The organism is Mycobacterium dioxanotrophicus (assembly GCF_002157835.1).
GTDB classification, from domain to species: domain Bacteria; phylum Actinomycetota; class Actinomycetes; order Mycobacteriales; family Mycobacteriaceae; genus Mycobacterium; species Mycobacterium dioxanotrophicus.
On sequence record NZ_CP020811.1, the window covers coordinates 50,284 to 62,394 of the forward strand.

At 63.4% G+C, this 12,111-nt stretch carries 12 protein-coding genes; 7 read left to right on the forward strand and 5 right to left on the reverse strand.

Annotation, left to right across the window (positions count from 1 at the left end):
• The first annotated feature begins 472 nt into the window (after positions 1-472).
• The 4 genes from ssb (at position 473) to BTO20_RS37585 (ending at position 3,877) form a co-directional block, all read left to right on the forward strand.
• Positions 473-847, forward strand: a complete 375-nt coding sequence (ssb, locus tag BTO20_RS37575; RefSeq protein WP_087083523.1) for a single-stranded DNA-binding protein — start codon at positions 473-475, stop codon at positions 845-847.
• A 100-nt stretch (positions 848-947) separates the two neighbouring features.
• Positions 948-1,439: a hypothetical protein gene (locus BTO20_RS39705; RefSeq protein WP_157680456.1), complete on the forward strand. Its 492-nt coding sequence runs from the start codon at positions 948-950 to the stop codon at positions 1,437-1,439.
• A gap of 55 nt (positions 1,440-1,494) precedes the next feature.
• Entirely contained in the window at positions 1,495-3,066 is a 1,572-nt protein-coding gene (locus BTO20_RS37580; RefSeq protein ID WP_157680457.1) for a ParB/RepB/Spo0J family partition protein, read from the forward strand.
• Between the two features lie 133 nt (positions 3,067-3,199).
• Entirely contained in the window at positions 3,200-3,877 is a 678-nt protein-coding gene (locus BTO20_RS37585) for a class I SAM-dependent methyltransferase (protein ID WP_232491385.1), read from the forward strand.
• Positions 3,878-3,894: 17 nt separating this feature from the next.
• Here the strand turns inward: BTO20_RS37585 and BTO20_RS37590 are convergent, their stop codons facing one another.
• The 4 genes from BTO20_RS37590 to BTO20_RS37605 all read right to left on the reverse strand — a co-directional run bounded on the left by BTO20_RS37590 (position 3,895) and on the right by BTO20_RS37605 (position 7,997).
• Positions 3,895-4,305 (reverse strand): hypothetical protein, encoded by a 411-nt coding sequence (locus BTO20_RS37590; protein WP_087083529.1) that lies wholly within the window; start codon positions 4,303-4,305, stop codon positions 3,895-3,897.
• 88 nt (positions 4,306-4,393) lie between these two features.
• The gene (locus BTO20_RS37595) at positions 4,394-4,702 is read right to left on the reverse strand and encodes a hypothetical protein (RefSeq protein ID WP_087083530.1); all 309 of its coding nucleotides are present in this window, start codon (positions 4,700-4,702) and stop codon (positions 4,394-4,396) included.
• Between the two features lie 525 nt (positions 4,703-5,227).
• The gene (locus BTO20_RS37600; RefSeq protein WP_157680458.1) at positions 5,228-5,722 is read right to left on the reverse strand and encodes a hypothetical protein; all 495 of its coding nucleotides are present in this window, start codon (positions 5,720-5,722) and stop codon (positions 5,228-5,230) included.
• A 118-nt stretch (positions 5,723-5,840) separates the two neighbouring features.
• Positions 5,841-7,997: an Rv1355c family protein gene (locus BTO20_RS37605; RefSeq protein ID WP_087083534.1), complete on the reverse strand. Its 2,157-nt coding sequence runs from the start codon at positions 7,995-7,997 to the stop codon at positions 5,841-5,843.
• Positions 7,998-8,074: 77 nt separating this feature from the next.
• Between BTO20_RS37605 and BTO20_RS37610 the strand changes: the two genes are divergently transcribed.
• Positions 8,075-9,442, forward strand: coding sequence for a cytochrome P450 (locus BTO20_RS37610; RefSeq protein WP_232491386.1), 1,368 nt, complete (start codon positions 8,075-8,077; stop codon positions 9,440-9,442).
• Here the strand turns inward: BTO20_RS37610 and BTO20_RS37615 are convergent.
• Positions 9,439-10,083 (reverse strand): TetR/AcrR family transcriptional regulator, encoded by a 645-nt coding sequence (locus tag BTO20_RS37615; protein ID WP_087083539.1) that lies wholly within the window; start codon positions 10,081-10,083, stop codon positions 9,439-9,441. The two genes, BTO20_RS37610 and BTO20_RS37615, sit on opposite strands and share 4 nt — an antisense overlap.
• A gap of 220 nt (positions 10,084-10,303) precedes the next feature.
• On the opposite strand from BTO20_RS37615, the gene BTO20_RS37620 reads away from it, so the two are divergent.
• Together BTO20_RS37620 and BTO20_RS37625 are read left to right on the forward strand one after the other, a co-directional pair.
• Complete coding sequence (locus BTO20_RS37620; RefSeq protein WP_232491387.1) at positions 10,304-11,068, forward strand: dienelactone hydrolase family protein; 765 nt, start codon at positions 10,304-10,306, stop codon at positions 11,066-11,068.
• Positions 11,069-11,174: 106 nt separating this feature from the next.
• Positions 11,175-11,969 carry a methyltransferase domain-containing protein gene (locus BTO20_RS37625; protein ID WP_157680459.1) on the forward strand — a complete coding sequence of 265 codons (795 nt, stop codon included), beginning with the start codon at positions 11,175-11,177 and terminating at the stop codon, positions 11,967-11,969.
• Positions 11,970-12,111 lie beyond the last annotated feature (142 nt).

The window sequence follows — 12,111 nt, forward strand, 5'->3', positions numbered from 1 at the left end:
CTTGTTCCCTCCGTTACGCAAATTGTTTTCACGCGCTCCCATAGTGAAACGCGCTGTCGCGCGGACCCTTTTAATTCGAATCGCTTTTTTCGTGAAAACAATTTGCTGCACTGCGGGAATCCCCCGAACGAACCGCGTGGTTTTACGGACCCGCCGAAGACGAGGAAGGAGCCACCCTAATATCCCTGTGCCGCAGGTTGCTACACATCGACGCGCTACGCGCGACCGTGATTTATAGATATTTCTGCCCTCCGGGCGGGGCCTCGACTCAGAGGGTGCCACAAAAGCTAATGACACTAATGGACAGGCGCGAAATAAACAAGAACCACCAAAAAGAATGTTCATAAGAATTTGCTGAAATCTCTTGTTGGCTGGACAATCAGATACTAGAATCGAATATAGATCGAGCAGCACTGATCACCTCAATTCAGAGGCAAATTCGGCCTCAGAAATCAAAACAGGGGAAATTCAAATGAGCACCAACAGCATCACCATTTCCGGAAACGTCACCGCCGACCCCGAGCTGCGCTTCACCCCCGGCGGTAAGGCAGTCGCCCACTTCACTGTCGCCGACACTCCCCGCTACCAGGACGATTCCGGCGCGTGGCGCGACGGGGAAACCCTCTACCAGCGCGTCGAGGTCTGGGGCGACATGGCCGAGAACGTCGCCGAATCCCTGACCAAAGGTGCTGCCGTCATCGTCACCGGCCGCGTGATGGCCAAGAGCTACAAGGACCGAGAGACCGGCGAGAAGAAGCCCTACACCGAAATCCGTGCCGACGAGATCGGCGCATCGCTGCGCTACGCCACGGCCAAGCTCACCCGAGTCAACCGCCGCGACAAGTGACCAACGCTGGTGTGACGGGAGGCCAGGTCAACCACCCCTCCCGTCACGCCAGTGACCAATCAGATACCAAAACATTTGACCCACGGGGGATTTCACCATCATGACCACTCACGACATCGACACTGTTCTCGTCGAACCCGAACACATCAACGTAATGATCTGGGCAGGCCTGTGGATTAAGGCAGCCCAGTACAACGAGCCGTTGCAATGGCCAGTCCTCGATGAGCACGGCGAGCCCCTCTACCTCAACATGCTCGAGCAGCACACCGCCGACAGCGTCGGCCAGATGCTCCTGGACACCAACGCCGCCGCCGTCAACAGCGAACACGGCCGCAACAATGCCTACGTCTACAGCTACGCCGAACCCCAGTACTGCAATTGGCAGGTCATCGAGATTCTGCGCGCGATCGACTTCTACACCTTCCAGTGCGCCCAGCTCGAGAACTGGATCTACACCGAGGCCTATTTCCTGTGCTCGGTGCTTGCCAGCCGTCTCGTCCAGCAGATCCCCGGCTACCTCACCGCAGCACCGCACATCACCGCCACGACCCAGCCCGCCATGGCCCAGCAGTGGCGCGACCAAAGCCGTTGACCCGCATAGCGGTAGACCAACCCCCCACCACCAACAACGAAAGGACAACCCAACCGTGAGCACCGCCAGGAACACCCAGCCCGAAGGCACACTCGAGTACCTCGATCCCAACACCGTCGACATCGGCAAGAACGTTCGAGACGACGCGGACGCCGGTCTGGTCGCCAGCATCAAGGAGCTGGGCATCCTCGTCCCGCTGACCGCCGTACGCAGTCCCGAAGGCACCATCACCATCCGTGAAGGCCAGCGCCGCACCCTGGCCGCACGCGAGGCTGGGCTGGCCACCATGCCGGTGTTCGTCCGCGACGACACCGCCACAGACGACAAAACCCGCACCCAGAACCGTGTCGTTGAGCAGATCACCACCAACAAGGAACGCAAGCCCCTCAAAAGCAGCCAGGAGGCCAAGGCCATCCAGGAGCTGCTGGACACCGGTATGACCCCGACCAAGGTTGCCAAAGCCCTCACGATGCCCAAACGCGACGTTGAGGCCGCCGCAGCCGCGGCCGGGTCCGCCGTCGCCCTCGAAGCGCTCGACACCACCCAGCTGACCATCGAGCAGGCCGCGACCCTGGTCGAGTTCGAGAACGATCCCGAAGCTGCCGCCGAACTCATGGGAGCGCGCAGCGCGGGCGATTTCGACCACAGAGTCAGCGCACTGCGCCAGAAGGCGGCGACCGACGCCGCCCGCGCCGTAGCCGCAATCTCCTACCGGGACAAGGGACATACGATCCTGGACCAACGTCCATCCTGGTCCGATGATCTTGCCAGCAACCAGCTGCACCAGCTGTGCGATCTCGACGGAAACCGTGCCGAGGCCAGCCACGCTATCGCCCGCCCGGAACTGTTCGCCGTGTGGCTCGATGAGGTCGAGGTGTACGTCGACAGCCGCACCGGCGAGATCGTCGACGAGCAGAAAATCGACTGGGACGTCGACGCCGAGGACCACGACACCGCCGCCACAGAGGGATACATTCACCCCCGCTACATCGAGGATGGCACCGGTTTCGAACCCATCTACTACTGCACCGACCCCAACGCGGCGGGATTGATGACTTGGGCAGAGAGGGCACGACGCAAAGGGGGACAGGCCCCTCACGGCGAGCAGGACGCCGCCGCCCGCGAGGAAGCCGCCAAGCGGGAAAAGCGCAAGGTGGTCAAGCTCAACAAGCTCGGCCTGGCCGCCGAGGAAGTCCGGCGCGCGTGGGTCAAGGACAAGCTGCTCACCCGCAAAACCCCGCCCAAAGGTGCTGCGTTGTTCATCGCCGGTCAGCTCACCGCCCACCAACATCTACTGACCTCCAACGGCACCGGTCAGCTCACCCGCGAGCTGCTCGGCCTGGCCGAGCACGCGCCGATTCACGACAGCGTGACCGAACTGCCGCCCACCGGCGACGGACGAGCCACCGTGATCCTGCTGGGCCTGGTTCTCGCGGCCCTGGAATCCAACACCCCCAAGGACGCCTGGAGGACCAGAGGCACCTACAGCAAGAACTACCTGACCTTCCTCGCCGACAACGACTACGAGCTTTCCGATGTCGAGAAGGTCGTCACAGGCGCGATGAAAGCCGACACCCTCTACGACAAGATCGTCAGCGACACAACGACAGTCGACAAAGTCGCGTAGCCCGATGAAAGATTCTGGTCCCCGGCGCAAGCCTCGCCGGGGACCAGAACCAATGAGACATGCCACGAACCCAACAACCGCAACGGGTTAGGCGAGCAGCGGCACCGCCGCCGCGCCCGCTAGGCTTCCGTGCATGTCAGATGTCATGGACTGGGACGCCGCCTACCAGGGTCACATCTTCTCAGGACCGCCCCCATGGAATATCGGCACGCCCCAACCTGCCATCGCAAGCCTCATCGCCGCTGGGCAGGTCCACGCACCGGTCCTCGACGCTGGCTGTGGCATCGGCGATTTGACCCTGGCTCTCGCGGAAGCGGGCTATACCACCACCGGCGTCGACATCTCCACCGCAGCGATCGACCACGCCACCGAGCGGGCCGCCGAGCGTGGCCTTGCCGTCCACTTCATTCAAGGCGATGCCCGCAACATCGCCGAACTCGGCCTGGCCGAACCACAATTCAACACCATTATCGACTGCACGCTGTTCCACTCGCTACCGATCGATGCACGCGACGACTACCTGCGCGGCATCCACGCGGCCACAAACCCTGGCGGCCGCCTCTACCTACTCGTATTCACCACCGACGCACTACCGGCCGATTCGCCATGCCCGGTGCCAAACCTGGTGACGGACGCCGAGATCCGCGCCGCCGTCGCGAAGTACTGGACCATCGACGCTGTTGACCCTTCCCACGTCGCGGTGCGGCTTCCCGATATTCCAGGCCTTCCCGCCCACAGCTTCCGCACGGACGAAAACGGTCTCACCTATCTGCCCGCGCTGCTCGTCACTGCCCACAAGACCGCCGCCTGAAGCCAACTATCAGTGGCTTATCTGGGCAGCCTTGTGGGTCGCGGGCGCGCTTCAAACCACGGGTTTACCTGCCGTTCCAGCACGAGCGCCGTGATTGGCCCTTCGGCGCGGGATTCGGCGATGGCCGCTCGCACATGGGCGAGCTCGGTTTCGATGACCGAACGGTCGGTGGAGAAGGACAGCCCCCAGGGGATGTGCTGGCCGCCAACGCTGTAACCCACGGTGTACTCAAAGCCCGAGGTCGCTGACACGTGTTTGGTGACGCCGGCCGGCCTCCAGGGCAGGACTCTGCGTTCGATGAGAATGGCGCCGGTGACGGGCGACTCAGCGAGGTCGGATTCGGCGACGCTGCGATGCAGCGCGACGATGCTCTCGGGCAGTGGCTGGCAGTCGTGCCCCACGCGGATCCCAACGGCGAACACCAGCAAGGGGAATGGGACCGATGTGGGAGTTCCGGGATGCATCAGTGACCTTTCCGTTGCCCGTTGGTTGTCTATTGCTCGTTGTCGTGCGTAGTCATAGGCGGGGGCGATATCGAGCATGGGCGACGGCCGGCGCAGAGCCGATGGCCTGGCCGATTTGCATCCAGGTCGCACCGGCCTCCAGGGCTGCTGCTACCGCGTCGACATCGGGGGTGCGGATGCGCTGCCCACGGCGCTCGACCAGTGCCGTGGAGATGAGGGAGAGCACGTCAAGCGACCATTCGAGTCGGTACGCCGACAGGGCCCCCCAGCGGGGGTCCGTTGCGTCGGCGGCGAGCAGGACCGCAGTGATGTCGTCGGCGGCGTCTGGCGGAGTCATACCGGCAGCGGTGAACCGGTCCATGATGCGGGTACTGACGATTCGTTGTGCTGCATAGAGGGCGGCACGGCGGACTTGGTGTTCGTCACTACAAGACGTCCCGTCTTCCATATCCACAGAGGCTAAGTGTCATCAACAAGCATTACATCATCTACTACAAGACAATGCATACTGCTATTCAGTACGTCGAGCTGATTGGGCCACCGATCAGGCGAGCAGCCCTATCTGCATCGGGCAGGCTGGTTTGTATGACGACGATTGTGGCTCCCGCTGGGGCGAGGCCCTGCGCAGGTCGCCTCTCACCCAATGGATCAGGGGTCATGAAGACGCCTTTGCCAAAACCTCGCGTTCACGCAGGACCTCGCGACTCCATTATCAGCGTCTCGTTTTCCGCCTGAACCGTGCGATACGACGACACGCCGGGGTCGATCTAGCTGGGATTAGACCCTCTCAAGTGAGGGGCGTTTGTCTAGGCCCGAGCCTGCAACCAATATTGATGGCCCCAACGCCCGTCGGATGGCTGTTCATTCGCCATGTCTGCTGTTACGGCTAGTGGGCTCTGGCGATCGCTTTCCAGCTGCGATTCTCGGCGTGGTGAGAGCGAATGAGACTTGGAAGCCTATGCCTGCCAACGACATTCGCGACTGCGATTTCGATCGCGTCGAGTTCTTCGGAGGGGGCGCAATTCTCGACGGCATTGTCGAACTCGTCGGTCGATAGTGCTGCGAGTTTCGCCAGACCGGCGGCGTCCTGCGGCGCGGCGAGCGGCGCAGCCCAGGGCGGCGTGCGCAGAACCGTTTGGGTGTACCAGTCATAGACCGCGTCGAGCATGGCCACCGCAGTCTGCTCGTGCCGCTGCACCGGGTCGAGCGCACTGTCACCGCCAAGCGGATACAGCTCGGCGGCGGAAAGCCGACGAAGATCCTCAGCGAGGCAGTGGGCAAAGACCGCTTCCTCCTGCTGGCGTCGTACTTGGCACCACTGAATGATCTCGGTCACTGGGGCGTCCGGCCCTGGTGTTGTGTTGTGTTCCGCTTCAGCCATCGCCGACCCTCCTCTAATGCCCAACAGGGTAACCACCCCGGCACCAAACCGCGTCGTACGCAACGGAATGGAAAGGGGCCGCACAACTACCCACTCGATGTGAGTGCGGTGCCCGTGCCTACCAGGGTCCCCCCGAGAGCGGGTGCGCGGCTGCCGTGGTGCGGCGCACCCTGCTGATACTGCGGCGGCTCGGCAACGATGCCGCCGGCGCCACGGTGAGTCGGAGGACCAGTGCGACACATTCATCCGCTTCGAGCGTCACCAGAGCGCCGAATTCTCTTTGTAGTTGGGCTAGCTGGGCAGCGAACGGTTCGGAGAGCTCCTCGAGTTCGGCTGCCGTGTGCGCGTAGAGGAAGACGGGGGACACGGGCTGCACCGCAAGGCCTTGCTGTTGAGCGTGGATCCACACCGCTTCGACTGCTGACCCGCCGGTGACGTAATCACGGAGAGTGTTTCCCGAAACCGTGATGATCGCCAGCGCCGAGCTCGCGAGAACTCGGTCGCGCATATCGTCGCCAAGCGCGGACCCGGCGTCCCATTCGGCGAGGTGGGCCATGACGTCGGGCCGGCGAAGGACATCGAGGACGGCCATCTCGCCGGCATCGAATTCGAGGCTGCGCACGTCGATGCCGGTGTCGGGGTCGGGGTCGCCGGGCCAGCGCAATTCAGCGATCATCTCTCGGTGCAGGTGCGGTGTCAGGAACCGCACGCGGTCGGACGCGGCGAGGATGGTGGCGGCCTGGGCGATGTCCTCGCGCTGGGTGAGGAGCCGTAGACCTGCGCCGAGCTGCTCGGCGGCACCAGTGAGTCCGACGATGATGTCGTGGTCGAGGGGTGCGGGTGTTCCGTGGTGTCGGTTGGATTCACGGTTGATCATGGGCTGGTAGAGGTCGGCCAGCGTTGGATCGGTGCCGTCGTCGCTGAGGTGCATGGTGGCCTGTAGCGGCGTCGTCTCCACCGTGTCGGTGACCGTGATCGGCCCCAGCACGTGGTGCGCTGCCGCGGCGATCTGGACGTTCAGCAGCGCCGCTCCCAGTGCCACCGCGCTCGCGCGGAACCGTAGGTCCATTGTGGACGTGTGTGCTGGCTCGATGCTGACAGTGATCGACTCAGCGGTGACATCGATTTCCCAGGGCTGCATGTTGCCGCCCGACGGCGCGCGCATGGCCGCGGACGCGAGACTGTCCAGTAGGCCACGCCCGAGACTCTGTGGGGTGTCACCGTTGTCGCGGGGGGTCTCATGGTGGCTTCCCATATCAGGCTCGCGGATCTGATTGAGGGCCCAGCCGATATCGATTCGACTGCGCCCAGACCGAAGCTCTTCGCCCAGACCGATTCTGCGGACGGCCTCGGCGATGGCGGATGCTCCGATAATCACGTCCGAAGCCAGCTGTGGCCATGTCGACAGCGACCTGTCGATCTCGACCAGGGACGCGGCGGTGCGGGGGGAGAGCCGTTCGGCTTCCAGATGTCGCAAGACGTGGGGAACTTTGTCACGACTGCTCATCCCCGGCAGAAGTCCCAAGTCCAGTTCGCCCAGCAGCCCGTGCAAAATGGGTCGCTCGGGTTGTAGATCGAAACGTTCGACATCGACGATCCCCCGATCACTGGTGGCCATGAGCACCGGGATGCGTCGATCGCGGGCGGCGATGCGCAGGAAGGCTTTTGCGTCAAGCGAGTCGCATTCCTCGATGACGATGTCGAGACCGTTGACGAACTCGTCGAGTGTTTCGGCAGTGAGGCCCGTGTCGAGTACCTCCACCGGCAAGTAGGGGTCGATCTCGGCGATTCGGCGGGCGGCCACGACGGCCTTGTTGAGTCCGAGGTCAAAGACCGTCGCCGGTACCCGATTGAGGTTGGACAGTTCGAGCTCGTCGAAATCGGCCAGACGCAGGCGTCCGCACAGGCCTTGGGCGGCCAGGGTATGAGCAATGATGTGGCCGACGCTGAGGCCGGCGACGCCGATCGACAGTGCGCCGAGCTGCGCTTGTTCTTCGCTGGTGATGTTGTTGCGGTTGCGGTCCAGTCGCAACGCACGGAAGCCCCGAGGGCCGAGCATCGCGACGACAGCGTGCCGCCACGGGTAGTAAACCCACCGGCGGCCCTCCGCGAGTAGCTCTGGAGCAGGTTGCGGGCGAAGGGTGCGCAGGCTTTCCCGCTGAGCCTCGTAGCTATCGAGAAACTCGATGTCAGGGCCCGCGCGCAGCTGGTTAAGCACGACCTTGTCGTCACGCTGTGTGGGGTCGAGAACGTGTGCGCTGTAGGCGGTCTGCATGCTTTCCCTTCGCCGATTCGGCGATGCGGCGCCGAAAGTCCCAGTCGTTAGACTATGTCCGACTTGGGAGGTGTGTCGTGGTCGAGACGACGCGTGAGCAAACGGTTGCGGATCTGCCGCTGGCACCGATCAATCCGTTGCCGTACAAGCAAAAACGCGAGGCTTTGCGGAACTTCCACACCGGGACGGACATTTTGCGCGATGCTGGTGGGCCGGTCACGCGATTTAGTCTCGGTCCGAGGTGGCTGATGCCACCTATCGTTCTGGCTACCTCACCTCAAGGTATTCGCGACATCGTGAGTGTGCGCGACGGCTCGATCGACAAGACAAGCGCGGTGGGACGAGAGCTGCGCCGCATGCTCGGCGGCAACTTATTCGTGTTGCCGCATCAGGAATGGCTACCGCGTCGCCGGACCCTGCAACCCGTGTTCACCAAAAAGCGGGTGGACTCTTTCGGGGCCCACATGGCTGAGGCGACAGAGACGGTGGTGTCGACGTGGACCGATGGCGCGCAGATCAGCCTGGATGAGCAGGCGCGCACACTGACGATGCGCGCCCTGGGGCGTTCGGTTCTGGGCCTGGATCTCGATCAACGAGCCGATGCTGTGGCGGAACCGTTGAGGGAGGCGACGAGCTATGCGGTCCGGCGTGCGCTGAAACCAGTGCACGCGCCAGAGTGGTTACCGACGCCGGCGCGGCGGCGAGCACGCGAGGCGGCCGACACCATTCGTCGGCTCGCTGCCGAGATCGTGCGTGAGTGTCGCGCCGATCCAGAACGCGATGCCCCGCTGGTGCAAGCACTGATCGCGGCGCGCGATCCCGATACCGGACAGCCATTGTCCGACGATGAGATTCGCGATGAGCTGGTGATTTTCCTCTTCGCCGGGCATGACACCACGGCCACGACGCTCACGTATGCGCTGTGGCAGCTAGGGCGCAATCCCGACATTCAGGATCGGGTGGCGCAGGAAGTTTCCGGTCTCGGAGATCGGTTACTGACTCCTGGGGATGTTGAGCAGCTCGGATACACAGTCCAGGTGCTGCGAGAAGCGCTGCGCCTTTGCCCGCCCGGGCCGACAGGCACGCGCATGGCGATTGAGGACGTAGAGGTCGCCGGTTATCGCGTCGAAGCGGGAACCATGTTGGTGTTCGGGCGTATGTCGGTTCAGCGGGACCCGGCGCTGTGGGAGGACCCACTGCGGTTTGATCCCGAGCGATTCCGCCCAGAGGCCATGAAGGGCCGAGATCGTTGGCAGTACGTGCCTTTCGGCGGCGGACCACGATCGTGTATCGGTGATCACTTCGCCATGCTGGAGGCCACGTTGGCGCTGGGCACGATCATCCGGCATGTGCGGTTGACGTCACTGGAGGACGATTTCCCGCTCGCCGTGCCGTTCACGATGGTCCCAGGAGGTCCGATCCCGGCGCGGGTCGCAATGCGTTAGTCGTGCGCCGTTTCGGCTTTGAATTGGCCGTGGCGGATCATCGCGGTGACAGATGCGTCCCAGCGTTGCAGCTCGGAGGGTGTGGAGAACGCGCCGTCGATGTGGCGCGCGATGTGTGAGCGCAGCATGATCGGGCCCAGGCGCAGCATCAACGGGTTCAGTGCGGCCCAATCTGGATCGAGATCAGGCCTAGTGAGTCCTGCTTCGGCGAAGTTGTCGCGTTGTCTGGCGCTGATCTTGAGCAGCCCGTCGAAAATGACGGCTCCGATGTTGTTGCCTTCGATGAGTGCGTGGCCCACATAGTCGACGACCTCGGGGTGATCGTGGATGAGCTTGGAGAATCGCCCGCCGAGTGAGTGGAAGTTGTCGGTCGCTGGCGCTGGCACCGGTAGCGGGTTCGATTCCAGAGCTTCACCGAACACACGCAGCACGTAGTTGTCGACGGCGGCGACTAGGCCGGCCTTGTTGCCGAAGTGGTGCTGTACGAGGCCGTGTGTTACCCCCGCGGCTTCAGCGATAGCGCGCATCGTGGTTGCGCTGATGCCCTGAGCTGCGAAGCAGCGAATTGCAGCGTCACGGATCCGGTCTTGGGTGGACAACTGGACCGCCGGCGGCTGCTGGAGGAAAACAGGGCCGTCCATAGCGGTCGACAATACAGCGCGATCGGGAAACCATACAGACGGCTCGCAAAACTGGCCATCTGGCCTATCGCGCTATACAGTTGGCCAATGCCGCTCTACACTCACTCGTGTCGAAACGGCTGTCGGCCAACGAATCGGTGGACGCGGGGCCCTGGCCCCGCCGAGGGGTCACCGATTCGTAGCCGAGACCCAGGCGGCACTGAGCAGACGGGATGACGCATTGCCGAACATCACCTACCCCGCACCGGCGGGCACCTTGCCGGCATATCTGGCCGCGCCGGCCGAGGACGGTCCCTGGCCTGGCGTCGTGGTCGTCCAAGACGTCCGCGGGATGACCACCGATCTGCGGCGAGTCAGCGATCGGCTGGCTAGCAGGGGGTATCTGGCTCTGGCGCCGGATCTCTATGGGCGAGGCTTCAAGCCCAGGTGCATGATCGCCACCATCCGGGCGCACTTCGCCGACGCGGGCGACGCCTACGACGACATCGTGGCGGCCCGCAACTACCTGCTCGACGACCCGCGTTGCAGCGGCCGGATTGGTTTGGTCGGGTTCTGCATGGGCGCTGGCTTCGTGCTGCAGCTGTCCCCCCGGGGCCTGTTCGACGCTGCCGCGCCGCAATACGGGTTGGCTCCCAAGGCCATTGATGCGCTGGTGCGGTCATGCCCCATCGTGGCCAGCTATGGCGCCAAAGACCGCATCGTCAAACACGGCTCAGCCGACGCGCTGGAGTCCGTTCTCGCCAAGGGCGGCGTCGATCGAGACATCAAGGAATACCCCAACGTGGGGCACAGCTTTATGAACGAGTTTGGCTTTCCGGCCCCGTTCACCATCATCGAAGCCCTTGCTGGAATGGCATATTCGGAGTCCGAGGCCGAGGACGCCTGGGCGCGCATCTTTAGCTTTTTCCAAAAGCATCTGAGCCAAACACCGGATCTCACCGGGCTTTCCGAGTGCGGGGAGGTCGATGATGGGCCAGCCAACTGAGCTCACGCTCAGCCCATCGGCGACCCGCGCTGTGGTCGATGAATCATCGTGTGTTGCACAAGAAGACCGGTTCGGCCCCGTCGACGAAAGGCGCACAGTGACGAAGGTGGGCGGACCTCGCTACCGGCCGTGGTTGGAAGTTGCGGCGCCCAGTGACTACCTCGAAAATATCGCGAACTCGGCAACGGGCCGGAGCTACAAGGCCTATGCGAAGTCCCTGCTCAATATCGAACGCGGGACCGTGATCGCCGACCTGGGGTGCGGCGCTGGGGTGGATCTTCCCGCCTATGCCGAAGCCGCCGGCCCCACTGGGCAAGTGATCGGCATCGACCACGACCACGCGCTCTTGGGTCATGCCCGGAAGAACTCCGCTCATCTGCCCACGGTGTCCATCACCGAGGCTGACATTCACTGTCTCCCACTGGAATCCGATTCCGTGGACCGCATCCACATCGACCGAGTACTTCAGCACGTGGACGTCCCCGCCGTGGTCCTGGCCGAAGCCGCACGGACTCTGCACCACGAGGGCCGGATCGTCTGCGTCGAGCCAGACTGGGCGACTCTGACCATCGATCACCGCGACGCGGCCCTGAGCCGCTCCTACACCCACCATGTCGTCGAGCAAGTCATCCGCAACGCCACCATCGGCAGAGCGTTGCCGAGGATGCTTGGCGACGCCGGGTTCACCGTGCACGCCATCGCACCGTTCACCGCGCACTGGACCGACGCGCTCGAAGCCGACAAAGTTCTCGGATTCCGAGACGTCTGCGAACACGCGGTCGCCGACGGCACTTTGCCCGCAGCGCAGACGCAGATCTGGATCAACGACCTCATGGCTGGCCCCCAGTTCTTCGCGTCGCTGTCGCTGTTCGTCGTCTCCGCGCACATCGAGAGCGCGTGACATGTCGATGCTGAAGACCGGCTTGCCGCCCTGATCCTGTCTGGGGCCAGATCGTCGGCCCGTCCGGCCGACACGATGAACGTTGAGCCTTGACACCGCATCCGTCTAGCCATAACTTAAGGGGTATAACACCCCGGAAGTT